Source organism: Croceivirga lutea (assembly GCF_014235875.1).
In the GTDB taxonomy this organism is placed as follows: Bacteria; Bacteroidota; Bacteroidia; order Flavobacteriales; family Flavobacteriaceae; genus Croceivirga; species Croceivirga lutea.
Window position 1 is genome coordinate 1 of sequence record NZ_JACJUK010000009.1, and the last position, 25,563, is coordinate 25,563.

Sequence of the window (25,563 nt, forward strand, 5' to 3'; positions counted from 1 at the left end):
TACTTACTTCTGATGCAGTTTGGTCGTCTGTTCCTGCCGCAGCTAATACCGTTGTAAAGTCTACGGTTTGTGTACCGCCGTCTTCTAACGTTAAGGTTAGTTCGTTCGTACCATTATCTAAACTAAAGGCCGTGATAGCTTGGTCATCAGTATTGTCTAAGAATGGAGTTAAATCTACTGTGCCTCCATCTTCTAAGGTTAATATATTTCCAGCGGCTAAACTTAACGCCTGGTCGTCTGTTCCTGCTGCGGCTAATACCGTTGTAAAGTCTACAGTTTGTGTACCGCCGTCTTCTAACGTTAAGGTTAGTTCGTTGGTACCATTATCTAAACTAAAGGCCGTGATAGCTTGGTCATCAGTATTGTCTAAGAATGGAGTTAAATCTACTGTGCCTCCATCTTCTAATGTTAATATATTGCCAGCGGCTAAACTTAAAGCCTGGTCGTCTGTACTACCTGCAGCCAATTCTGATAAGGCTCCTTCAACATCTGTTGCTGTAAAGTTGCCTCCTGCATCTGCAATACTTACTTCTGATGCAGTTTGGTCGTCTGTATTTATTAATCCAGCTAAATCAGAAATTAGGACGTCCCATTGTCCTCCATCTGTATCTGTTAATCTTAATGTATCATTGATTGTATCTGCATCTGTATCAATCAATGTGAAATCTTGAACCAAGGTGTCACTATCTGAACCACTAATTAATTCCCAAGAATCACCATCCCAATAAAAAATTGTTCCTGAATCCGTATTAACGTAAATATCACCAATATCTGCACCAGTTGGTGAAATTGCTCCGGGAGTAGTAACATCTGTTCCGCTCAATACTTCACAATTACATTGGTCTTGTAAAGTAACTGTAGTTTGTGAAAAACCTAAGAATGAGAAAAACAAAAACAGTAGTAGTACTACATTTTGTTTGTTCGTTCTCTTCAGAAATAGATTAACCATATTCATAATTTTAGAACTTGGGACAAGCTGGTTATTTGTTATTTAAAATCACTATTGATGTTTAAGTTTTACCTGCTTCAGCAGTAAAAACAATTCATCAATAACAAAATTACCGCTATACACAGGCTGTTAAAATAATTGTTGTGTAGTTCCTATAAGGTGTCGTTAAATGACTATTTTATAGAGGTGAAGAAATATTTAAGAGTATCTAAAAGCTGCTGAGACACCAACAAATACTGACATTGAGGTAGTTTAGTATACATTTTTTTACTTAATAACTCTAATGGTAATTCTTCTATTGGTTATCACAGTATTAGCGCAACCCAACCGTATAGTATTATCTGTGGTTTCTGGGGTTGGCGCTTGACCAGAAGATGTGGCTACTGTAGGAACGCCATTTGTATCAACTCCACCGGTAAGTTCAAAATTTGAGTTAATATCGATATAACCAAAAGAACCAGAGGCCTCTAATGCATCAGGGCATCCGTCACCATCACTGTCAACATCCATGCTATCAATTATTCCGTCTCCATCAGTATCTAAAATGGCGACAACGCCATTAGAATTAAGTACGGAGCCATTAGCTGAAGCAAAATCAGCATCTAGGTAATTTAGAATGGAATCATTGTCTTCATCACCATTTGGGTCATCAGATAAGCACGTAAAAGAATCAAAATCTACCGGAGTTATTTCAAAATTTGTAGACTCACTTGAACCAAAATTTCCTCCAGTTGCGACTGAAGACGAATTATTTAAAACAACGTTATAAGACCCTATTCCATAAGAGCAACAAATACCATCTCCGAAAGAATCAAATATCGTAAAAGTAAAAATTCCTGTTTCAGTTGTATTTATAGTTTGACTATATGTTGTTCCAGCGCTTCCATATACTCCTCCACTTGCTATTTGACCAGATGGAGCTGTTAATGTCCAAGTGGTCTCACCAGGGTAATTATCTGTGATTATCGTAACTTCTATAGTTGAATTGGTGGTTGCAGAGGTTACAGGATTAGTGCCGCACAATTCTTGTGTATCTAATATACCATCATTGTCATCATCGAAATCCAGACTATTGATAAGACCGTCTCCATCAATATCATTTGGATCAATGTTAGGTATTATAGGGTCTCTAAAATCTACGTCACCGCCTGAATTGGCATCTCCATTAGAATCTGGTAATTGTATACTTCCGCTAAGCGGATTATCAATAGTTCCCCCAGGGTCGGTATAATCGGTTGATGTATCCACTGAATTATCCAATCCATCTGCATCAGCATCATTATTTGAAAGCGTAATTCCAGCTTCAATGGTATCATTATCATCTGCATTGTCACTATCCAAATCTAAGTAATCTGGATTATCTAATCCATCAGTATTTACTGGTATTAAACCTTCACCAGCCCCTGGTGATGACTCGTATGCATCATTTAAACCATTATTGTCAGTATCTGCATTAACACCAACTATTGGAGAAATATATGAAGAAGTTAATTGTGCTTCTACGTTATCTGGAATTCCATCCCCATCACTATCTAAATCCAATAAATTAGGAATATTATCACCATCTATATCACCTTCACTTTCAATAATATCCAGAATACCGTCATTATCATCATCAATATCAGTTTCATCATACAAACCATCGTTATCTGTGTCTTGTAAGCAAGAGGCAAAAAATACTACTTGTTGAGTAAAGTTATATCCTTGCCTATCAGAATTATCACAAGTGGCATAAGAACTAATATCTAAAAAATTAAAAATTGCATCTGCAGCAGAAGTTACAGTATTAGGATTTTCAAGAAAATATACATCACCATCGTTAGCATCTGACAAATACAACATATTATCAGGGCCTAGTTGAACTCCGGCCCAAGAACCTAAAGACTCATCTTCTATTTCAATAGAAGTATTAGAGCCTATGATATGCATGTAAAGCGAACTACGCCAACCTACTGCATTTGTTGATGAACTTACATCATGACCGTAAAATATACGGGTACCGTCAGGTGAAAACTCTAAACTATAACCAGTACTTGTTAGGTTAGATGTAGTTCTTGGTACGTGTGTCCAAGAACCAATAGCTCCTGTATTTGCATTAAAAGAAGCATAGAAAATTCCACCACCTTCTATAGCAATAGCAACGATATCATTTTGTTTAGAAAATCGTATACTGGCTCGCTCTCCTCGGCTTGGTAAATTTACGGGTATACTTGTAGTAATATCAGGATTGTTTGCTCTTGCCGCTGAGAGTGGATTTGAAATATCCACTTGCCACAACATTATACTTGCTGCGCAATTTGTAACACAGCTTCCTGTATCATTTGCAATTGTAGCCACCCAAGCGCCACATAACGCTCCGTTATTTGTACCGTAAAAAGCCTCAGAAGTATTATTCTGTAATAGATTGTTCTTGCTTATTACAGTCTTTGTAGATACATCAATTATTGAATAGTATGCAGTACCGTTCTGGTCTTCGTTGCTACCATCTCCATGCAGTAAATAAACCTGATTTAAATTGGTCCCCGGTACTGGCATAGCAACTGCCATTTGGGTTCTGGTTGCGTTGGTATTTATGTTATTGCCATTGTTATATAAGGCTCCTGTATTATCTCTAATTGTTCCTAAATCTGCATAAAAAAGTAAATCACCAGTTTCTGGATCACTCCAAGAAGAAGTTGCTTCAAAAGCTCCATCAGAAACTAGATTACATGTTATTGTTGGAGGAGTAGTTCTAAAATCCATAAGATACCCTCGCCCATTCCACCAGTGTGCATCAAAAGTCTGACCATAACTGAAAGAAAAGAGTACAGTTAGCAGAGCAAAAAATGCTAATCGTAAATATCTCTGAGGAATCTTCATTATACAACGCTTGTGCTAAATGCCCAAATGTATGTACAATAGTTACTTACCTTAAAAAATTGTTGTAAACCATGAGTTTATCAACGTGAAAATGTTAATTGTGACAGAAATTTAAAAATTAAATCAAAAATAAAAAGGTATTTATTCTAAAATTATAAACTCAGACCTTCTATTTAATTGATGTTTTTCTGGCGAACAACGCACGCCATTTTCACATTCATTTATAAGTTTGGTCTCCCCAAAACCTTCTCCAATTAATCTATCAGAGGCAATACCTTTAGATATCATATAATTAACAGTAGATTCTGCCCTTTTTTGAGATAACCAAAGGTTGTATTCATCTCTACCTTGGCTATCTGTATGAGAATTTACCTTAATTTTTAAACTTGGATATTTTTCCATTGCTGCAATTACTTTCTGAATTTCAATTTCAGCATCTGGTCTAATATTATATTTGTTTAAATCAAAATAGATGGTACTTAATTGTAGAAGTTTAGCTAAATCATCTCCAAATCCACCAGTTACTACATCTCTTTCTAAATAGAAATCAACGGTTGCAGGTTTGCCATACGATTTTGCTAAAAATTCTTCTGCGGGAATGTAGCCATCTTTTAAGGCTCTAACAAAGTTGCCTTTATTACAATCCAATTCTAAACTATAAGTTCCCTCTGAGTTAGTTAGTGTAGAAGATACTTCGTTGTTTTCCTCATCAATTATTTTAACTGTGGCTCCTACTAATATCTCGTTTGTAATTCTATCTCTAACTGTTCCTGTGACATCTTGTAAACAATCTAGCGGTACTGGTTCATTCTCAATAAACGCGTAAATATCATCGCTACCCATACCTTCTGGTCTGTTACTAGAAAAATAACCGGTATGCGTTTCATCATTAATTATAAATGAAAAATCATCATACTCACCATTTACCGGCTTACCTAGGTTCACAATTTCTTGATTGTAATCATCGAAAGCTATTTTAGTTGCAAAGACATCTAAACCACCTAAACCTGGATGACCATCAGACGAAAAATATAAAACGTCTTCTTTAGTGATGAATGGAAAATTTTCTCTTGCTTGGGTATTAATTGAAGAACCTAGATTAATAGGTGCTCCATAAGTTCCATCTCCAACAATTTCTACTTTCCATAAATCTGATTTTCCGAACGTACCAGGCATATCTGAAGAGAAATAGAGGAACTTTTCGTCAGGACTTAGCATTGGATGAGCAACTGAATAACTATCGCTATTAAATGGTAGTTCTGTTATATTAGTCCAAGTACTATCAACTAATTCAGCTGTGTACATTTTTAATCGTATGGTACCTTCATCATCCTTTTTCTTTTTTCCTTCGAAAAAATTATTACGTGTAAAGTACATGGTTTTACCATCTTTAGCTACGATAGAAGTTGATTCATGAAAACGAGTATTAACTTCACCTGAAACTTTTGAAACCGTTGTTAAACTGTCAGCGGCATCTTTTACTTGGTACAAATCGAGAAAGTCACTAGAGTTCCATGTATGGCGATATCTAGCCAAATTACCTGTATCTCTATCAGAAGCAAAAATTAATCCTTCTTTATAATAGCTTGGCGCAAAATCTGCATATCTAGAATTAAATTTAAATTGCTCAATATCATACCTACCAGAATTATCTTCAATCTTTTCTAAGTAATCAAAATCAACTTTTGAATTCAATTCCATTTTTTGTGCTATTGCCGCAAACTCTCGCATCCATTTATCAGATTCTTGATATCTACCTAATGTTTTTAAAGACTGTGCATATCTAAAAACTACATCAGCACCTACTACAGTATCATTAGAAACCAACAGTTCTTGATACGCCTCTGCCGCCTTTTTGTATTCCGCATTGAAGTAATAGGAGTCGCCAAGTTTGGTTAACAAATCAGCGTTAACATAACCCTTAGCTCTCAGCTTTTCATAGATATCTATAGCAGGTTGAAAAGAGTACTGTCTATATTGTTCATCCGCTTTTTCTAACTGCCGCTCTTGAGCGTTAGCTAAAAATGATAACCCGGTTAGGGCGATGATAAAAAGAAAATGTTTGTTTGTCATACCTGCTTATATTAGAAGAAGCGGGGAGAAATTGTTTTTTGAAATCTTTTAAGTAATTCTAATCGTAGAAAAATTTCTATAGAACCGTCATTAAACCTACGTGTACCTAAATCTGTAGTTTCTTTATCATAGGCCAAACCAAGCATAATTTGTTCAGTGATTTGAAAACCTGCCATAGCACTAAGTGCAGCATCCCACCTGTATGCCGCGCCAAAACTAAATCGGTCGTTAAAAAGAAAACTAGCAGACAAATCAACTTGTAAAGGCGCTCCACCAACAGCTTTGGTTAACAGAGCTGGTTTAAATTGAAGGTTGCCATTTAAGTCAAACACATATCCGGTAATAAAATAAAAATTCATTCTCTCGGTAGAAAGAAAGTTTACTGAATTTGAATCACCTGAATTCCCATCAAAATAGTCTGTTTCTAAGAAATTAGGAACTGATAGTCCCGCATAAAACTTATTTGTATGATAATAAATTCCCGCACCAAAATTTGGCGAAAATTTATTGTCAGGAACATCTGTACTGGTTGGTTCTAAGTCAAAATTTCTAAGCTTAGAAAAATCTAGATTCAGGACGTTTCCTCCAGCCTTTAGGCCAAATGATAGTTTTGCATCTTGATTTAATTGCAGTGAATACGAAATAACCGCATCTAAATACGTTTCTTGAACTGCACCATCACCAATATTATCATTTACCACAGAAACTCCATAACCTACTCTACTATTCCTTATTGGTGAATGTAGATTTAAGGTAAACGTTTCAGGTGCACCATTTAAACCAATCCATTGTGCTCTGTACAATCCTGCAAAACTTAATTGCCCTCTTGACCCTGCGTAGGCTGGGTTAACACTTAACGTATTAAACATATATTGTGTATACTGAGCATCTTGTTGAGCAAAGGAATTTGTTGTTACAATTAGTAACAAAACAAATAATAAGGTTCTCATTTTATTCATGAATATTTACTTTATCTACTTATGTAGAAATAGTCACTATCAGTTTCTGTTCCCTGTTCGGTTTCGTAGTCAAAGATATAATAATAAATACCAGATGGTAAGTAATCGTCTACACTTAATGTAGACCTTCCTCTAGATCTACCATCAAATACATTATTAATATTGTTATAATTTGAACCTTCATAAACTGCAACACCCCATCTATTAAATATTCTTAAGGTATTATTTGGAGCTCTATCAACGTTTCTAATAAATAAGAAATCGTTCTTACCGTCATTATTTGGTGTAACTAATTGATTTACTTCAATTTTTAACGGTCTATCATCTCTTGGATCTAAATAATCTGGTGTGCCGTCACCATCGGTATCATCGTTGGTAGGGTCGCCATCACCGTCTGCATCTTCATCTGGCGTGTCGATACCATCACCATCATCATCTAAATCTCGGTAATTAACGTCGCCTTCTCCATCGGTATCTGGTAAATCATTAGCGGGGTCATCTATCTCATCATTGGAATCATAACCGTCATTGATATCACTACCCTCATAGCCATCATCTAATCCATCATTATCGCTATCGCTACCTGTTGGCGTTTGGTCTGGTTGACCATCGTTATTGAAGTCGTTACCCTCATTGTTGTCAGGTACTAAATCATTATCACTATCCGAATCTAGATAATCTGGGGTGCTATCACCATCTGTATCTTCTGGGGTAATGCCTTGGTCTCCTGTGCCTTCGTAGGCATCGTCTAAACCATCATTGTCTGCATCTTCACCACTTGGTGGTACGTAACCATCTGTTGGTTGACCTTCTACATTATCTGGTAGACCGTCATTGTCGGAATCGATGTCTAAACTATCTGGACGTCCATCACCATCTGTATCGATGGCTCCGTCTCCTTCTACGGTATCTAGAATACCATCGTTATCATCATCTAAATCTACTGCATCTGGTACTCCATCTCCGTCAGTATCTCCTCTATCATCTGTAGGGTCTAAGTAATCTGGTGTACCGTCGCCGTCTGTATCATCGTTGGTAGGGTCGCCATCACCGTCTGCATCTTCATCTGGCGTGTCGATACCATCACCATCATCATCTAAATCTCGGTAATTAACGTCGCCTTCTCCATCGGTATCTGGTAAATCATTGGCGGGGTCATCTATCTCATCATTGGAATCATAACCGTCATTGATATCACTACCCTCATAGCCATCATCTAATCCATCATTATCGCTATCGCTGCCTGTTGGTGTTTGGTCTGGTTGACCATCGTTATTGAAGTCGTTACCCTCATTGTTGTCAGGTACTAAATCATTATCACTGTCCCCATCTAAATAATCTGGAGTGCTATCGCCATCTGTATCTTCTGGGGTGATGCCTTCGTCTCCTGAGCCTTCATAAGCGTCGTCTAATCCGTCATTATCTGCATCTTCACCACTTGGTGGTACATAGCCTTCTGTAGGCTGACCTTCTACATTATCTGGCAATCCGTCATCATCTGAATCGATGTCTAAACTATCTGGACGTCCATCGCCGTCTGTATCTATAGTGCCATCACCTTCTACAGTATCTAAAATACCATCGTTATCATCATCTAAGTCTACTGCATCTGGTACTCCATCACCATCAGTATCTCCTCTATCATCGGTTGGGTCTAAGTAATCTGGCGTACCGTCACCATCGGTATCGTCATTGGTTGGGTCGCCATCACCATCTGCATCTTCATCTGGCGTATCAATACCATCGCCATCGTCATCTAAATCTCGGTAATTAACATCGCCTTCTCCATCGGTATCTGGTAAATCATTGGCGGGGTCATCTATCTCATCATTGGAATCATAACCGTCATTGATATCACTACCCTCATAGCCATCATCTAATCCATCATTATCGCTATCGCTGCCTGTTGGTGTTTGGTCTGGTTGACCATCGTTATTGAAGTCGTTACCCTCATTGTTGTCAGGTACTAAATCATTATCACTGTCCCCATCTAAATAATCTGGAGTGCTATCGCCATCTGTATCTTCTGGGGTGATGCCTTCGTCTCCTGAGCCTTCATACAAATTATCCAAGCCATCATTATCACTATCTAGGCCACTTGGTGGCACATAACCTGCTGTAGGCTGACCTTCTACATTATCTGGTAATCCATCATTATCGGAGTCTATATCTCTGAAATCTGGTTGCGTGTCTGAATCAGAATTAATTGGGTCAATTCCAGAACCAAAAGAATTATCTATTCCATCCCCATTAGAATCATTTCCGGATGCAGGTTTATAAGTTGAAAAATCTTGAGCTTCAATAGCATCTAAAATTCCATCATTATCGGAATCGATGTCTTTATAATCTTGAATTCCGTCTCCATCAGTATCAATTGGAATTAATCCTGATTCGTACGAATCATCAATATCATTAAAATTAGAGTCACCAGAAGGAGGAATATAACCTTGAGAAGTTTGAGCTTCTACTTTATCTTTAATACCGTCATCATCAGAGTCAAAATCTCTGAAGTCTGCATAGGGATCGTTGTCAGAATTAATTGGCCATAAACCCAAGGTAGCCCCAAATTCATAACTATCATCCAACCCATTGCCGTTGGCATCTATTCCAGAAGGAGCAATAAACAAAGCGGGGTTTTGTGCTTCTATATTATCTCTAATACCATCAATATCAGAATCAATATCAAGGTAATCTGGAATCATACCAAACCCTCCAAATCCTAAATCAGAATTTATAGGGTTAATTCCAAATCCGTAAGAACCTTCGTACGCGTCATCTAATCCATTATCATTAGTATCTAAACCTGAAGGTGGAATGTAACTATTGGTGGATTGTGCTTCTACATTATCTAGTATACCATCATTATCAGAATCAATATCTAAATAGTTCGGTATGCCGTCTCCATCATTATCTGTAGGATTAGTCGCAGGATTATAATCATTATCCGCGTTTAAATCTTCTACACTATCCAAAATTCCATCATCATCTTGATCAATGTCATTATTGTTGTTTGGATATACGTAAGACTTGGAAGGTGTAGTTGAAGCAATAACAGAATTCATTAATAAAAATGCTACCGTTAAAACACCAACTTTAAAAATTCTAACAAAGTAAGGTATCATGCAATGATTGGATTAGTTAAACAATCACCATGAAAGTAGGACAATGGTTAGGTAAGTTTGGGACGCTTACACTTTGTATAAATTCTTCTGCAAAGCTATTCGATTATTTTAAAACTGCTCTTAAAACAATACTATTTACAAAAATTATTTACGCAAACTGTGTACAAAAAGACCATATTTTCTTGGATAATACCAAAATCTTCGTTGAAATGTAATATTATTCTGTAATTACGTGCCACCTTAAAATTGCAATCTTCATTCCCATAAAATAGTAGCTAGGCTTTAAGTTTTGGCTATTTTTGCCAAAATTTTTTAGAATGACATTTGAGCAAGAGATAGAAAGAAGAAGAACATTTGGTATTATTTCTCACCCAGATGCTGGTAAAACCACACTGACAGAAAAACTCTTGCTTTTTGGTGGTGCAATTCAAGAGGCTGGTGCAGTAAAAAGTAATAAAATAAAAAAATCAGCCACTAGTGATTTCATGGAAATTGAAAGACAACGTGGTATATCTGTTGCAACCTCGGTATTAGCTTTTATTTATAAAGACAAAAAGATAAACATCTTAGATACTCCAGGGCACAAAGACTTTGCTGAAGACACCTTTAGAACGCTAACGGCTGTTGATAGCGTAATTGTAGTAATCGACGTAGCAAAAGGTGTTGAGGAGCAAACAGAGAAATTGGTTGAAGTTTGTAGAATGCGTAATATTCCTATGATTGTTTTTATTAATAAACTAGATAGAGAAGGTAAAGATGCTTTTGATTTACTTGATGAAGTTGAACAAAAATTAGGACTTTCTGTTACTCCACTAAGTTTTCCAATTGGCATGGGGTTCGATTTCAAAGGGATTTATAACATTTTTGAAAAAAACATTAATCTGTTTTCTGGTAATAGCAAACAAAACATTGAAGAAACTATTGCCTTTGATGATTTAAGTAATCCTGAACTAGAAAATATCATTGGTGAAAAGGCTGCCAATGAATTAAGAGATAATCTTGAATTGGTTGAAGGGGTGTATCCGCCTTTCAACAAAGAATCATATTTAGAAGGTTCTCAACAACCCGTTTTTTTTGGTTCTGCCTTAAACAATTTTGGTGTGAGAGAATTATTAGATTGCTTTATACAGATTGCCCCTGCTCCCAGACCTAAGAAAGCAGAAGAACGCCTAGTACAACCGAACGAAAAAGATTTTTCTGGTTTTGTGTTTAAAATTCATGCTAATATGGACCCTAAACATAGAGACCGTTTAGCTTTCGTTAAAATTGTATCAGGTAAATTTGAACGAAACAAACCATACTTACACGTTAGAAATAACAAGAATTTAAAGTTCTCTAGTCCCAATGCATTCTTTGCTGAAAAGAAAGAAATAGTAGATGAATCTTTTCCTGGTGATATTGTTGGTTTGCATGATACAGGCAACTTTAAAATTGGTGACACCTTAACTAATGGTGAAATATTAAATTATAAAGGAATTCCAAGTTTTTCACCTGAACACTTTAGATATATAAACAATGCTGACCCAATGAAGGCGAAGCAATTATATAAAGGTATTGACCAGTTAATGGATGAAGGTGTAGCACAATTGTTTACACTTGAACTTAACGGCAGAAAAGTAATTGGTACTGTAGGCGCATTACAATATGAAGTTATTCAATACAGGTTAGAACATGAATACGGTGCAAAATGTACTTATGAAAACCTACCCGTACACAAAGCATGTTGGGTTGAAGCTGAAAATAATGAAGAGTTCAATGAGTTTAAACGTGTAAAACAGAAATTCTTAGCAAAAGATAAAGCTGGACAACTTGTTTTTTTGGCAGACTCGGCGTTTTCGCTACAAATGACACAACAAAAATATCCAAGTGTTAGATTAAGATTTACATCTGAAAAAGATGTATAACAAATTAAACTACAACTAATTAGCTGCTATTTTTTGTACTTTAGGTAAAGTAACCAATAAACTTTACAAAAATGACAAATACAATTAAACCACCTACGTGGTTTTGGGTAGTTAGTATTCTAGCTCTCCTTTGGAATTTAATGGGGGTTTCACAGTACCTTTTACAAGCTTTTATGCCAATTGAAGCTTTAGAACAAATGTCTCAAAATGAACGAGCACTTTTTGAGTCAAAACCAGCCTGGGTAACGGCATCTTTTGCCATTGCAGTATTTGGAGGAACTTTGGCTAGTATAGCTCTTTTACTAAGAAAGAAATGGGCAAGACCTGTATTTTTAATTTCATTAATTGCAGCAATAGCACAATTTATCCATTGGTTATTCTTAACTAATGCAACAGAAGTTTACGGTACATCAACTTATATCATGCCAATTTTAGTAATTATTTTCGGGATTTATGAAGTTTATTTTGCCAAACAAGGAATTAAGAAAAACTGGTTAAAATAAAAAAAAGCCCTGACAGGTATGTCAGGGCTTTTTATTATGCTTCTCCCGCAGGACCAAAATTTAGTGGTATAGGCGGCTGTTCATAATCTTTAATAGTTCCGTGGGCTTTTTCAAAACGATTTACATTATCATTTAAAGCCTTCAAAAACTTTTTGGCGTGTTGGGGTGTTAAAACTATTCGGCTTTTAACCTTTGCTTTAGGTGCCCCAGGCATCATACTTATAAAATCTACAACAAATTCAGAAACAGAATGATTAATGATAGCTAAATTGGAATACGTTCCTTCAGCTGTTTTTTCATCAAGCTCTATGTTGATTTGCTTCTGATTTTGGTTCTTCTGATCTGCCATTAAATTTAGAATTTGAACTCTTCCTTACGAGCCATGATTTCATCGTACTCTTCTTTAGAACCAACAATGATACTGTCATAATCTCTCATACCTGTACCAGCCGGAATTCTGTGTCCAACGATTACATTCTCTTTTAACCCTTCTAGCGTATCAACTTTACCACTTACAGCTGCTTCATTCAGTACTTTAGTAGTTTCTTGGAATGATGCTGCAGATATAAATGATTTAGTCTGTAAAGACGCTCTAGTAATACCTTGTAAAATAGGTGTTGCAGTTGCTGCAATTGCATCTCTACCCACAACTAGATTCTTATCAGCGCGTTTCAAAAGAGAATTCTCATCTCTTAATTCACGTGCTGTTACAATTTGTCCTGGTTTAAGGTTTTCAGATTCACCTGCATCTTCAACTACCTTCTTACCAAATATTTCATCGTTTTCTCTAATGAAATCACCTTTATGAACTAATTGATTTTCTAAGAAAATAGTATCCCCTGGGTCCTGAATACGAACTTTACGCATCATTTGACGCACAACAACTTCAAAGTGCTTATCATTAATTTTCACACCTTGTAATCGATATACTTCTTGAACCTCATTTACTAAATATTGTTGAACGGCAGAAGGTCCTTTTATTGCTAAAATATCTTCAGGCGTAATAGAACCGTCTGAAAGTGGCATACCAGCGCGAACGTAATCATTTTCTTGAACTAGAATTTGATTAGAAAGTTTAACTAAATACTTTTTAATCTCACCTAATTTAGACTCAATAATTATTTCACGATTACCTCTCTTAATCTTACCAAATGAAACAACACCATCAATTTCTGAAACTACAGCTGGATTGGATGGATTACGAGCTTCAAATAACTCTGTCACCCTTGGTAAACCACCTGTAATATCACCTGCTTTTGCAGATTTTCTAGGAATCTTAACTAACGTTTTACCCTCTTTGATTTTATCACCATCATCAACCATTATATGAGAACCAACAGGAAGGTTATACGAACGAAGCGTTTCACCCTTTCCATCTTTAATTAAAAGTGTTGGAATCAATTTCTTGTTTCTTGATTCTGAAATTACTTTTTCTTGGAAACCAGTTTGTTCATCAATTTCAACTTGATAAGTTATTCCTTGCTCAATGTTTTCGTATGCAATTTGCCCTGCAAATTCTGATACGATTACACCATTATACGGATCCCACTGACAAATAACATCACCTTTACTAATCTTACCACCATTTTTGATGAATAATTGTGATCCATAAGGAATATTATTGGTTGAAAGCGTAATTCCTGTTTTCTCGTCAATAATTTTAACTTCAGAAGTTCTTGAAATTACAATTTTAGCTTTTCCACCTTCGCTATTTTCACCTTGAACTGTGCGTAAATCTTCAATTTCCGCTACACCCTCAAACTTAGCTTCTAGCTTATTTTCTTCTGAAATGTTACCTGCAATACCACCCACGTGGAAGGTACGTAAAGTTAACTGTGTACCTGGTTCACCAATAGATTGTGCTGCAATTACACCAACAGCTTCACCTCGTTGAACCATTTTATTAGTTGCTAAGTTTCTACCGTAACATTTAGCACAAATACCTTGAGGTGCCTCACAGGTTAATGGTGAACGTACTTCAACTTTATCAATTGGAGACGCTTCAACTTTAGCAACTTCTTTTTCAGTTATTTCTTGACCTGCTGAGAGTAATAACTCTTCTGTTAGTGGATCATATACTTCATGTAAAGAAACACGACCTAAGATACGCTCACCAAGAGTCTCAACAATTTCTTCATTCTTACGCAATGGTGCAACCTCAATACCTCTTAATGTTTCGCAATCTTCGATATTGATAATTACATCTTGAGATACATCTACTAATCGACGAGTTAAGTAACCAGCATCTGCAGTTTTTAATGCAGTATCTGCAAGACCTTTACGTGCACCGTGAGTTGATATAAAGTATTCAAGAATTGAAAGTCCTTCCTTAAAATTCGAAAGAATTGGATTTTCAATAATTTCACCACCACCAACGGTAGATTTTTTAGGCTTAGCCATTAAACCACGCATACCTGTTAACTGGCGAATTTGTTCTTTAGAACCCCTAGCACCAGAGTCAAGCATCATGTATACCGAGTTAAAGCCTTGTTGGTCTTCTCGTATACGTTTCATTGCTAACTCTGTTAACATAGCATTAGTTGATGTCCAAACATCAATAACCTGATTGTAACGTTCGTTATTTGTAATCAGACCCATGTTATAGTTCATCATAATACCATCAACCTGCTCGTTAGCCTCATCAATCATTGAGTGCTTTTCTTCAGGAATAATAATATCACCTAAACTGAAAGATAGACCACCTTTAAAGGCAAATTCATACCCCATAGATTTAATCTTATCTAAGAACTCAGCTGTTTTTGGAACACTAGTTACCGCTAAAATCTGACCAATAATGTTTCTTAAGGCTTTCTTAGTCAATACTTGATTGATAAACCCTGCTTCCTCTGGCACCATTTCATTAAATAGTACTCTACCAACCGTTGTATCAATAATTTGATTAACTAATTCACCTTCTTCATTAAAGTCTTTAGTTCTAACCTTGATTCCAGCATTTAAGTCTACTCTTTCTTCATTAAAAGCAATTACAACCTCTTCTGGAGAGTAGAAAGTAGTTCCTTCACCTTTTACTGTGATGGTATCATCAGAAACACGTTTTTTAGTCATATAATACAGACCTAAAACCATATCTTGAGAAGGTACCGCAATTGGGGAACCATTTGCTGGGTTAAGAATATTTTGAGAAGCTAACATTAATAATTGCGCTTCTAAAATTGCCTCAGAACCTAATGGTAAGTGTACAGCCATCTGGTCACCATCAAAATCTGCATTAAATGCAGTACATGCTAATGGGTGAAGACGAATAGCTTTACCTTCAATTAATTTTGGTTGGAACGCTTGAATACCTAATCTGTGTAACGTAGGGGCACGGTTCAATAGAACTGGGTGACCTTTTAATACGTTTTCAAGAATATCCCAAACAACAGGCTCTTTTTTATCTATTATTTTCTTTGCAGATTTAACCGTTTTTACAATACCACGCTCAATTAGTTTTCTAATGATAAATGGTTTGTATAATTCGGCAGCCATATCTTTAGGTAAACCACATTCGTACAGGTTCATTTCTGGACCTACAACAATGACAGAACGAGCAGAATAATCCACACGTTTACCAAGTAAGTTTTGACGAAAACGTCCTTGTTTACCTTTTAATGAATCTGAAAGTGACTTTAAAGGTCTGTTAGATTCTGTTTTAACTGCTGAAGCTTTTCTTGTATTATCAAATAAAGAATCAACCGCTTCTTGAAGCATTCTTTTCTCATTTCTAAGAATTACTTCTGGAGCCTTTATCTCCATTAATCGTTTAAGACGATTGTTTCTAATGATGACACGACGGTATAAATCGTTCAAATCAGAGGTTGCAAAACGACCACCATCCAATGGCACTAAAGGACGTAGTTCAGGCGGAATCACCGGAACCACCTTCATTATCATCCAGTCTGGTCTGTTCTCGCGATTTTCCTGAGATTCTCTTAAAGCTTCTACAACTTGAAGTCTTTTAAGCGCTTCTGTTTTACGTTGTTTAGAAGTTTCTGTGTTTGCTTTATGTCTTAATTCGTAAGAAAGCTGTTCTAAATCAATTCTTCCTAACAAATCAATTAAACACTCGGCGCCCATTTTAGCAATAAACTTGTTAGGGTCAGAATCTTCTAGGTATTGATTTTCTTGAGGAAGTGTATCTAAAATATTTAGATATTCTTCTTCTGTCAAGAAATCCATTTTGTTTACTTCTTCACCTTCTGGACCTTTTGCTATACCTGGTTGAATTACTACGTATCGTTCGTAGTAAATAATCATATCTAGCTTTTTAGAAGGTAAACCTAATAAGTATCCAATTTTATTTGGTAACGAACGGAAATACCAAATATGAGCTACAGGAACCACAAGATTAATGTGACCTACACGATCTCTTCTTACTTTCTTTTCTGTTACCTCTACACCACATCTATCACAAACAATACCACGGTAACGAATTCTTTTGTATTTACCACAAGCACATTCATAATCCTTAACAGGACCAAAAATACGTTCGCAGAAAAGTCCGTCACGCTCAGGTTTGTGTGTACGATAGTTAATGGTTTCTGGCTTTAACACCTCTCCTCTCGATTCTGCTAATATTGCTTCAGGTGAAGCTAAACCGATAGAAATTTTGTTAAACCTTTTTGGTGAATTATTATCTTTTACTCTAGCCATGATGCTAATAAGATGTATTAAATGTTCTCTTTAAAATTTATTCTTCCAATCTAATGTCTAAACCTAAACCTTTAAGTTCATGCATTAATACGTTGAAAGATTCTGGTAAACCAGGTTCTGGCATTGCTTCTCCTTTTACGATTGACTCGTAGGTTTTTGCTCTACCTATTACATCATCAGATTTAACTGTTAAGATTTCTCTTAGGGTAGATGACGCACCGTAGGCTTCAAGCGCCCAAACTTCCATCTCTCCAAAACGCTGACCACCAAATTGTGCTTTACCACCCAATGGTTGCTGCGTAATTAATGAGTACGGACCTATTGAACGAGCATGCATTTTATCATCAACCATGTGTCCTAGCTTAAGCATGTAGATTACACCTACAGTTGCTGCCTGATCAAAACGTTTACCCGTACCACCGTCATATAAATGAGTGTGACCAAATAATGGTACACCCGCTTCTTCTGTATATTGATTAATCTGGTCTAATGAGGCACCATCAAAAATTGGGGTAGCAAACTTTTTACCTAAGTTCAAACCTGCCCAACCTAAAACAGTTTCATAAATCTGACCAATATTCATACGAGAAGGTACACCTAATGGGTTAAGTACAATATCAACAGGAGTTCCATCCTCTAAGAATGGCATATCTTCTTGACGTACAATCTTAGCTACAATACCCTTGTTACCGTGACGACCTGCCATTTTATCCCCAACCTTAAGTTTACGTTTTTTAGCAATGTAAACCTTAGCTAATTTCATAATACCTGCTGGTAACTCATCACCTACAGATATGGTGAATTTATCTCTTCTTAAGTTTCCTTGAAGATCATTTAATTTAATCTTGTAGTTGTGCAACAAATCATTAACCATTTCATTGGTTTTATCATCTGTTGTCCATGAACCAGAGATTAAATGAGCAAAATCATCAACGGAGTTAAGCATTTTAACGGTGTATTTTTTACCTTTTGGTAATACTTCTTCACCAAGATCGTTTTGAACACCCTGAGAAGTTTTTCCGTTTACTAAAGTTGCTAATTTTTCTACAAGAACGTCTTTCAATTGTTGGAACTTAACTTCGTATTCCAACTCTAATTTTGAGATAGCTTCTTTATCTTCAGAACGTTTTCTTTTATCCTTAATAGAACGAGAGAATAATTTCTTGTCAATAACTACACCTCTTAATGAAGGTGATGCTTTTAATGATGCATCTTTAACGTCACCTGCTTTGTCTCCGAAAATTGCTCTTAATAGCTTTTCTTCGGGAGTTGGATCAGACTCTCCTTTTGGTGTAATTTTACCAATAAGTATATCACCTGGTTTAACTTCAGCCCCAATTCTAATCATACCGTATTCATCCAAGTCTTTTGTGGCCTCTTCAGAAACGTTAGGTATATCATTAGTTAATTCTTCAGCACCAAGTTTGGTGTCTCTAACTTCTAAGGAGTACTCATCTATATGTATAGAAGTGAAGATATCTTCACGTACAACCTTCTCTGAAATTACGATTGCATCCTCAAAGTTATAACCTTTCCAAGGCATGAAAGCAACCTTCATATTCTGACCTAATGCTAACTCACCCTTTTGAGTAGCATAGCCTTCACATAAAACCTGACCTTTTTTAACCTTATCACCTTTGCGGACAATTGGTTTAAGGTTAATGCTAGTACCTTGGTTAGTTTTTCTAAACTTAATTAAGTTGTACGATTTGTAGTCTTCATCAAAACTTACTAGTCTCTCATCCTCAGAACGTGTATACTTAATAGTGATTTTTTGTGCATCAACATAGTCAACAACACCATCATCCTCGGCATTAATTAATACTCTTGAATCTGTAGCAACTTGGCGTTCAAGACCTGTTCCAACAATTGGTGAGTTTGGTCTTAATAACGGAACTGCCTGACGCATCATGTTTGATCCCATTAATGCACGGTTAGCATCATCATGCTCTAAGAATGGAATTAAAGATGCTGATATCGAAGCAATTTGATTTGGCGCTACATCTGTATAATTAACCTCTTTAGGGTCAACTACTGGGAAATCCCCTTCTTCTCTAGCAATTACTTTCTCTTGGTCAATGCTACCATCTTCTTTTAAAGGAATGTTAGCCTGAGCAATTTTCATTCCCTCTTCCTCTTCTGCACTTAGGTAAGCATAATTCTTTATATCTACTTTACCGTCTTCAACTTTGCGATAAGGAGTTTCTAAGAATCCCATTTGGTTCACTTTTGCAAAAACACCAAGTGAAGAAATTAGACCAATGTTTGGACCCTCTGGGGTTTCAATAGGACAAAGTCTACCGTAATGCGTGTAATGAACGTCACGAACCTCGAAACCAGCACGCTCTCTAGATAAACCACCTGGACCTAATGCAGATAGTCTTCTCTTATGTGTTATCTCTGCCAATGGATTGGTTTGATCCATGAACTGAGATAGCTGATTTGTACCAAAAAATGAATTAATAACAGAAGACAACGTCTTTGCATTAATCAAGTCAATTGGTGTAAAAACTTCATTATCACGAACGTTCATACGCTCACGAATAGTACGTGCCATACGAGCTAAACCAACACCAAATTGTTGTGATAATTGCTCTCCAACCGTACGAACACGACGATTAGATAAGTGATCAATATCATCAATCTCTGCTTTAGAGTTGATTAACTCAATTAGGTATTTAATAATTGTTATGATATCTTCTTTGGTCAAAACTTCTTTGTCCATTCCAATATCAAGACCTAATTTTTTATTCATTCTATAACGACCTACTTCACCTAAGCTGTAACGTTGGTCAGAAAAGAATAATTTGTCAATAATACCTCTAGCCGTTTCTTCATCTGGCGGCTCAGCATTACGTAATTGACGATAAATATGTTCAACTGCCTCTTTTTCAGAGTTTGTTGGATCTTTTTGAAGTGTATTATGAATGATAGCATAATCTGACTGCGCATTGTTCTCTTTGTGTAAAAGAATAGTTTTAACGTCAGCATCAATTATCTCATCAATATGTTCTTTTTCTAAAACGGTATCACGGTCTAAAACAATTTCGTTTCGTTCAATAGACACTACTTCACCAGTATCTTCATCAACGAAATCTTCGTGCCATGTATTTAAAACACGTGCAGCCAGTTTTCTACCTAGTACCTTTTTTAAGCCTGCTTTTGAAACTTTAACCTCTTCAGAAAGGTCAAATATTTCCAAAATATCTTTATCTCTTTCGTAACCAATAGCACGGAAAAGTGTTGTAACGGGTAACTTTTTCTTTCTGTCAATGTAGGCATACATTACAGAGTTAATATCCGTAGCAAATTCAATCCATGAACCTTTAAACGGTATTACTCTTGCAGAATATAGTTTAGTTCCGTTAGCGTGGAATGATTGCCCAAAGAATACACCAGGTGATCTATGTAATTGTGAAACAACTACTCTTTCTGCTCCGTTAATAACAAAAGTACCACTTGGGGTCATGTAGGGTATTGTACCCAAGTAAACATCTTGAACTATTGTTTCAAAATCCTCATGCTCGGGATCTGTACAATATAGCTTTAAACGTGCTTTTAAAGGCACGCTATATGTTAGACCTCTTTCGATACATTCTTGAATAGAATATCTTGGAGGATCAATAAAATAATCTAAAAACTCTAAAACGAATTGGTTTCTAGTATCTGTAATAGGAAAGTTCTCCATGAAGGTATTGTACAAACCTTCGTTGCCTCTTTCGTCAGATTTTGTCTCAAGTTGAAAAAAGTCTTGAAAAGATTTAATCTGAATGTCCAAGAAATCCGGATAATTCGGGATGTTCTTAGCGGATGCAAAATTTACTCTTTCAGTCTGATTATTGAACATCTATGGACAAGTTTAATAGTGAATTCTCAAATTTGGTTGCGTATGACTTTATACGCTTCTTTATAAAACGGGTTAAGGTCTATCCCCCAAACGGCGGAAAGACCTTACCCATATTGTATTTGCTTACTTCTTATTTAAGCTCAACTTCTGCTCCTGCTTCTTCTAAAGATTTTTTGATTCCTTCAGCCTCGTCTTTAGCAACACCTTCTTTTACAGCTTTTGGCGCGCTATCAACAATTTCTTTAGCATCTTTCAATCCTAAACCAGTTAATTCTTTAACTAATTTAACTACAGCAAGTTTAGAACCACCTGCCGCTTTTAAGATTACATCAAATTCTGATTTTTCTTCAGCAGCATCACCACCTTCACCACCAGCAGCAGCGCCACCAGCAACAGCTACTGCAGCAGCAGCAGGCTCAATACCGTATTCTTCTTTTAAAATATCAGCTAACTCGTTTACCTCTTTTACAGTAAGGTTAACCAATTGTTCTGCAAAATCTTTCAAATCTGCCATTTTCTATCGTTTTAATTCGTTTTGTAATAAATATATTAGTAATAAGTGCGTACGTTCTATCTTTCAGATAATGTCTTTAAAATACCCGCAAGCTTGCCACCACCAGACTTAAGTCCAGAAATAACATTTTTAGCAGGTGATTGTAACAATCCTATAACATCACCAATAAGCTCTTCTTTAGACTTAATATTTACTAGGGTTTCTAAATTTTCATCACCTAAGTAAACTGCTTCTTCAATAAAAGCGCCTTTAAGAACTGGCTTATCAGATTTTTTTCTGAAATTTTTGATAAGTTTTGCTGGTACATTACCAGTCTCTGTAAGCATCAACGAAGTGTTGCCTTTAAGTACAGATGATAATTCACCAAAATCCTTATCTGATGCTTCCATTGCTTTTGCAAGCAATGTATTTTTAACAACTGCTAGCTTAATATTAGCTTTAAAACATGCCCTTCTTAAATCTGACGTAGTTCCAGCATCTAAACCAGAAATATCTGCCAAATAAATTGTAGGATTGTCAGCTAACTGAGCAGTCAAATCTTCAATTACGGTTGCTTTTTCTTCTCTTGTCATTGTTATGAATTTGAGCTACTCGCTATTAAACTGCTTTTGGGTCTAATTGAACACTAGGGCTCATTGTGCTACTCATATAAACACTTTTCATGTAAACACCTTTAGAAGCAGCTGGCTTTAATTTGTTCAATGTATCTAATAACTCTTTTGCGTTTTCCGCAATTTTATCAGCTGTAAATGAAACCTTACCAATAGCAGCATGAACAATACCAGTTTTATCAACTTTAAAGTCAATTTTACCGCCTTTTACATCAGCTACAGCTTTAGCTACATCCATAGTTACCGTACCAGTTTTTGGATTAGGCATTAAACCACGAGGGCCTAATATTCTACCTAAAGGGCCTAATTTACCCATTACACTAGGCATTGTAACAATTACATCTACATCTGTCCATCCTCCTTTAATTTTGTCTAAATATTCATCTAGACCTACAAAGTCAGCACCAGCCTCTTTAGCTTCGGCTTCTTTATCAGGAGTCACTAAAGCTAAAACTTTAACTTCTTTACCGGTACCATGAGGCAATGTTACCACCCCACGAACCATCTGATTAGCTTTTCTTGGATCAACACCCAATCTAACTGCTAAATCAACAGAAGCATCAAATTTTACATTAGTAATTTCTTTCAACAAAACTGAAGCCTCATCAACAGAATATAATTTATTCTTGTCAATTTTTGCATTAGCTTCTTTTTGCTTTTTAGTCAATTTTGCCATTTAAATTGATTTTTTTGATTAAAAAGGTTTAGTTCCTGAAACCTTAAGTCCCATAGAACGTGCAGTTCCTGCTACCATACTCATAGCTGACTCTACAGTAAATGCATTTAAATCTACCATTTTGTCTTCAGCTATAGTTTTAACTTGATCCCAAGTAACCGTACCTGATTTTACTCTGTTAGGTTCGCCAGATCCTTTTTTAATCTTAGCTGCTTCCATCAATTGAACGGCCGCCGGTGGTGTCTTTACAACAAATTCAAATGATTTGTCTTTGTAAACGGTGATAACAACTGGTAATACTTTACCTTGTTTGTCCTGTGTTCTAGCATTAAATTGCTTACAGAACTCCATAATGTTAACACCAGCAGCACCTAAGGCGGGTCCGACCGGTGGCGATGGATTCGCAGCACCTCCCCTAACTTGCAGTTTTACAACCTTATCTACTTCTTTTGCCATTTCTAATAATTAATTTTAATTGTGTTATTTGGAAGCAACACAATTTAAATATGTAACACTTAAAAATTATATTTTCTCAACTTGCATATAGCTCAACTCCAATGGTGTTTTTCTGCCAAAAATTTTCACCATTACCTCAAGCTTACGCTTTTCTTCATTAATTTTTTCAACAGTACCATTAAAACCGTTGAAAGGACCATCAATAACCTTAACCGTTTCCCCTAAAACAAAAGGAATAGCTACATTATCTGTGTTAACCGCCAATTCATCTACCTTACCAAGCATTCTGTTAACTTCAGACTTACGCAAAGGAACAGGATCACCACCTTTAGTTTCACCTAAGAAGCCAATTACATTGGTTATTGACTTAATAATGTGAACCATTTCTCCACCAAGGTTAGCCTTTATCATTATGTACCCAGGAAAATATGTACGCTCTTTATTGATTTTTTTACCATTACGTATTTGAACCACTTTTTCAGTAGGCACCAAAACGTCTTCTAGGTAATCTCCAAATCCAGCTCTTTCAACCTCGGATTCAATGTAACCCTTGATTTTATTTTCTTGACCACTAACGGCACGTACAACGTACCATTTTTTTTCTAGTACCTCTGACATCCTATCCTATTACGTTTTCAAAGTACAATGTAATCAACTTACTAAAAAGCGAATCTACACCCCATGTTGCTAAGGCAAAAAGTATTGAAAATACAGCCACAACAACCATTAAGTTTGAAGCACGCTCACGGCTTAACCATGTAACGTTATTTTTTAATTCTTCCCAAGATTCCTTAACGTAAGTCAACATATCAATTGTTCTTTATCCGTAGCACGGGAGGAGAGACTCGAACTCCCGACACCTGGTTTTGGAGACCAGTGCTCTACCAACTGAGCTACACCCGTATTTACACTGAAAGGTATCCCGAAATTACGGAACACCCTCAGTATAAATTATTTATAAATATATTAATCTAAAATTTCAGTAACCTGACCAGCACCTACAGTTCTACCACCTTCACGGATTGCAAAACGTAAACCAACACTTAATGCGATTGGCTGAATCAACTCAACATTGATTGTTAAGTTATCACCAGGCATTACCATCTCAACACCATCAGGAAGACTAATGTTACCAGTCACGTCAGTTGTACGTACATAAAACTGCGGACGGTAGTTGTTATGGAATGGAGTGTGACGACCACCTTCTTCTTTTTTCAAGATATACACCTCAGCCTTAAACTTGGCGTGTGGAGTTACAGAACCTGGCTTACAGATTACCATTCCTCTTTTTATATCTGATTTTTCAATACCTCTTAATAAGATACCTACGTTATCACCAGCTTCACCTCTATCAAGAATCTTACGGAACATCTCTACCCCTGTAATAGTTGAAGATAATTTTTCAGCACCCATACCAATTATGTCTACAGCGTCACCAGTATTAGCCACACCAGTTTCGATACGACCAGTTGCTACAGTACCACGACCTGTAATTGTAAATACATCTTCGATAGGCATTAAGAAATCCTTATCAACATCACGCTTAGGTAATTCAATCCACTCATCAACAGCAGCCATAAGCTCCATTACAGTGTCAACCCATTTTTGCTCACCATTTAATGCACCAAGTGCAGAACCAGCTACCACAGGACCATTATCACCATCATATTCGTAGAAAGAAAGTAATTCACGTACTTCCATCTCAACTAATTCTAACAACTCCTCATCATCAACCATGTCGACTTTATTCAAGAAAACAACGATTCTAGGAATACCTACCTGACGACCTAAAAGAATGTGCTCACGAGTTTGAGGCATAGGACCATCAGTAGCAGCTACCACTAAAATAGCACCATCCATCTGCGCAGCACCAGTTACCATGTTTTTTACGTAATCCGCGTGACCTGGACAGTCAACATGCGCATAGTGACGATTAGCTGTTTGATACTCTACGTGAGAAGTGTTAATAGTAATACCTCTTTCTTTTTCTTCAGGAGCGTTGTCGATAGAATCGAAACTTCTCAATTCAGAAAGGCCTGCGTTTGCTAAAACAGTAGTGATAGCAGCAGTCAATGTTGTTTTACCGTGATCCACGTGTCCAATAGTACCAATATTTAAGTGCGGTTTGGAACGATCAAAAGTTTCCTTTGCCATTTTAAATGATTTTAATCTTAGTTTATATTAGTGTCTTTATCTATCGAGCCAACGACGGGAATTGAACCCGTGACCTCTTCCTTACCAAGGAAACGCTCTACCCCTGAGCTACGTCGGCGTAAAGTGTTAATCTACATCCTTATATTAATAAAGGAAGAGATTCTGTCGTTTTCACAACAACATTGTCACTCTTAGAGCGGGAGACCGGGTTCGAACCGGCGACATTCAGCTTGGAAGGCTGACGCTCTACCAACTGAGCTACTCCCGCATTTTAATTCTCAAT

Annotated in this window: 17 protein-coding genes and 3 tRNA genes; 2 read left to right on the forward strand and 18 right to left on the reverse strand. The window is 36.5% G+C overall.

Going from position 1 to position 25,563, the window contains the following annotated elements; translation table 11 throughout:
* The 5 genes from H5V42_RS13445 to H5V42_RS13465 all read right to left on the reverse strand — a co-directional run.
* Positions 1-949: hypothetical protein (locus tag H5V42_RS13445; protein ID WP_206682554.1), on the reverse strand; the 949-nt coding region annotated here is incomplete at its 3' end.
* Positions 950-1,216: 267 nt separating this feature from the next.
* Positions 1,217-3,808: a hypothetical protein gene (locus H5V42_RS13450; RefSeq protein WP_185783700.1), complete on the reverse strand. Its 2,592-nt coding sequence runs from the start codon at positions 3,806-3,808 to the stop codon at positions 1,217-1,219.
* A 141-nt stretch (positions 3,809-3,949) separates the two neighbouring features.
* Positions 3,950-5,881, reverse strand: a complete 1,932-nt coding sequence (locus tag H5V42_RS13455) for an OmpA family protein (protein WP_185783701.1) — start codon at positions 5,879-5,881, stop codon at positions 3,950-3,952.
* Between the two features lie 11 nt (positions 5,882-5,892).
* Complete coding sequence (locus tag H5V42_RS13460; RefSeq protein ID WP_185783702.1) at positions 5,893-6,840, reverse strand: PorP/SprF family type IX secretion system membrane protein; 948 nt, start codon at positions 6,838-6,840, stop codon at positions 5,893-5,895.
* A gap of 11 nt (positions 6,841-6,851) precedes the next feature.
* Positions 6,852-9,962, reverse strand: coding sequence for a T9SS type B sorting domain-containing protein (locus H5V42_RS13465; RefSeq protein WP_185783703.1), 3,111 nt, complete (start codon positions 9,960-9,962; stop codon positions 6,852-6,854).
* Positions 9,963-10,279: 317 nt separating this feature from the next.
* On the opposite strand from H5V42_RS13465, the gene H5V42_RS13470 reads away from it, so the two are divergent.
* Together H5V42_RS13470 and H5V42_RS13475 are read left to right on the forward strand one after the other, a co-directional pair.
* On the forward strand, positions 10,280-11,866 hold the full coding sequence (locus tag H5V42_RS13470; RefSeq protein WP_185783704.1) for a peptide chain release factor 3: 1,587 nt from the start codon (positions 10,280-10,282) through the stop codon (positions 11,864-11,866).
* A 71-nt stretch (positions 11,867-11,937) separates the two neighbouring features.
* The gene (locus H5V42_RS13475; protein WP_185783705.1) at positions 11,938-12,369 is read left to right on the forward strand and encodes a hypothetical protein; all 432 of its coding nucleotides are present in this window, start codon (positions 11,938-11,940) and stop codon (positions 12,367-12,369) included.
* A gap of 34 nt (positions 12,370-12,403) precedes the next feature.
* Here the strand turns inward: H5V42_RS13475 and H5V42_RS13480 are convergent, their stop codons facing one another.
* From H5V42_RS13480 to H5V42_RS13540, 13 genes are all read right to left on the reverse strand, one after another.
* Positions 12,404-12,718, reverse strand: coding sequence for a DUF3467 domain-containing protein (locus tag H5V42_RS13480; protein ID WP_185783706.1), 315 nt, complete (start codon positions 12,716-12,718; stop codon positions 12,404-12,406).
* Positions 12,719-12,723: 5 nt separating this feature from the next.
* Positions 12,724-17,022, reverse strand: a complete 4,299-nt coding sequence (rpoC, locus tag H5V42_RS13485) for a DNA-directed RNA polymerase subunit beta' (protein ID WP_185783707.1) — start codon at positions 17,020-17,022, stop codon at positions 12,724-12,726.
* Positions 17,023-17,059: 37 nt separating this feature from the next.
* Complete coding sequence (rpoB, locus tag H5V42_RS13490) at positions 17,060-20,869, reverse strand: DNA-directed RNA polymerase subunit beta (RefSeq protein ID WP_185783708.1); 3,810 nt, start codon at positions 20,867-20,869, stop codon at positions 17,060-17,062.
* Between the two features lie 130 nt (positions 20,870-20,999).
* A complete protein-coding gene (rplL, locus tag H5V42_RS13495; protein ID WP_185783709.1) occupies positions 21,000-21,383 on the reverse strand; it encodes a 50S ribosomal protein L7/L12 in 384 nt (127 codons plus the stop codon).
* 56 nt (positions 21,384-21,439) lie between these two features.
* Positions 21,440-21,955 (reverse strand): 50S ribosomal protein L10, encoded by a 516-nt coding sequence (gene rplJ / locus H5V42_RS13500; RefSeq protein WP_185783710.1) that lies wholly within the window; start codon positions 21,953-21,955, stop codon positions 21,440-21,442.
* A 25-nt stretch (positions 21,956-21,980) separates the two neighbouring features.
* A complete protein-coding gene (rplA, locus tag H5V42_RS13505) occupies positions 21,981-22,670 on the reverse strand; it encodes a 50S ribosomal protein L1 (RefSeq protein WP_185783711.1) in 690 nt (229 codons plus the stop codon).
* Between the two features lie 18 nt (positions 22,671-22,688).
* The gene (rplK, locus tag H5V42_RS13510; protein WP_185783712.1) at positions 22,689-23,126 is read right to left on the reverse strand and encodes a 50S ribosomal protein L11; all 438 of its coding nucleotides are present in this window, start codon (positions 23,124-23,126) and stop codon (positions 22,689-22,691) included.
* Positions 23,127-23,192: 66 nt separating this feature from the next.
* Positions 23,193-23,744: a transcription termination/antitermination protein NusG gene (gene nusG, locus H5V42_RS13515; protein WP_185783713.1), complete on the reverse strand. Its 552-nt coding sequence runs from the start codon at positions 23,742-23,744 to the stop codon at positions 23,193-23,195.
* Position 23,745: 1 nt separating this feature from the next.
* Positions 23,746-23,934: a preprotein translocase subunit SecE gene (gene secE, locus H5V42_RS13520; RefSeq protein ID WP_185783714.1), complete on the reverse strand. Its 189-nt coding sequence runs from the start codon at positions 23,932-23,934 to the stop codon at positions 23,746-23,748.
* 22 nt (positions 23,935-23,956) lie between these two features.
* Positions 23,957-24,029, reverse strand: a tRNA-Trp gene (locus H5V42_RS13525).
* Between the two features lie 63 nt (positions 24,030-24,092).
* Entirely contained in the window at positions 24,093-25,280 is a 1,188-nt protein-coding gene (gene tuf / locus H5V42_RS13530; RefSeq protein WP_185783715.1) for an elongation factor Tu, read from the reverse strand.
* Positions 25,281-25,326: 46 nt separating this feature from the next.
* A tRNA-Thr gene (locus tag H5V42_RS13535) sits at positions 25,327-25,398 on the reverse strand.
* A 77-nt stretch (positions 25,399-25,475) separates the two neighbouring features.
* Positions 25,476-25,548, reverse strand: a tRNA-Gly gene (locus tag H5V42_RS13540).
* Positions 25,549-25,563: the final 15 nt, after the last annotated feature.

Excerpts from the sequence above, each read along its gene's own strand:
- H5V42_RS13450 (WP_185783700.1), bottom strand. The coding sequence starts at position 3,808 with ATGAAGATTCCTCAGAGATATTTACGATTAGCATTTTTTGCTCTGCTA.
- H5V42_RS13455 (WP_185783701.1), bottom strand. The coding sequence starts at position 5,881 with ATGACAAACAAACATTTTCTTTTTATCATCGCCCTAACCGGGTTATCA.
- H5V42_RS13460 (WP_185783702.1), bottom strand. The coding sequence starts at position 6,840 with ATGAATAAAATGAGAACCTTATTATTTGTTTTGTTACTAATTGTAACA.
- H5V42_RS13465 (WP_185783703.1), bottom strand. The coding sequence starts at position 9,962 with ATGATACCTTACTTTGTTAGAATTTTTAAAGTTGGTGTTTTAACGGTA.
- H5V42_RS13470 (WP_185783704.1), top strand. The coding sequence starts at position 10,280 with ATGACATTTGAGCAAGAGATAGAAAGAAGAAGAACATTTGGTATTATT.
- H5V42_RS13475 (WP_185783705.1), top strand. The coding sequence starts at position 11,938 with ATGACAAATACAATTAAACCACCTACGTGGTTTTGGGTAGTTAGTATT.
- H5V42_RS13480 (WP_185783706.1), bottom strand. The coding sequence starts at position 12,718 with ATGGCAGATCAGAAGAACCAAAATCAGAAGCAAATCAACATAGAGCTT.
- rpoC (WP_185783707.1), bottom strand. The coding sequence starts at position 17,022 with ATGGCTAGAGTAAAAGATAATAATTCACCAAAAAGGTTTAACAAAATT.
- rpoB (WP_185783708.1), bottom strand. The coding sequence starts at position 20,869 with ATGTTCAATAATCAGACTGAAAGAGTAAATTTTGCATCCGCTAAGAAC.
- rplL (WP_185783709.1), bottom strand. The coding sequence starts at position 21,383 with ATGGCAGATTTGAAAGATTTTGCAGAACAATTGGTTAACCTTACTGTA.
- rplJ (WP_185783710.1), bottom strand. The coding sequence starts at position 21,955 with ATGACAAGAGAAGAAAAAGCAACCGTAATTGAAGATTTGACTGCTCAG.
- rplA (WP_185783711.1), bottom strand. The coding sequence starts at position 22,670 with ATGGCAAAATTGACTAAAAAGCAAAAAGAAGCTAATGCAAAAATTGAC.
- rplK (WP_185783712.1), bottom strand. The coding sequence starts at position 23,126 with ATGGCAAAAGAAGTAGATAAGGTTGTAAAACTGCAAGTTAGGGGAGGT.
- nusG (WP_185783713.1), bottom strand. The coding sequence starts at position 23,744 with ATGTCAGAGGTACTAGAAAAAAAATGGTACGTTGTACGTGCCGTTAGT.
- secE (WP_185783714.1), bottom strand. The coding sequence starts at position 23,934 with ATGTTGACTTACGTTAAGGAATCTTGGGAAGAATTAAAAAATAACGTT.
- tuf (WP_185783715.1), bottom strand. The coding sequence starts at position 25,280 with ATGGCAAAGGAAACTTTTGATCGTTCCAAACCGCACTTAAATATTGGT.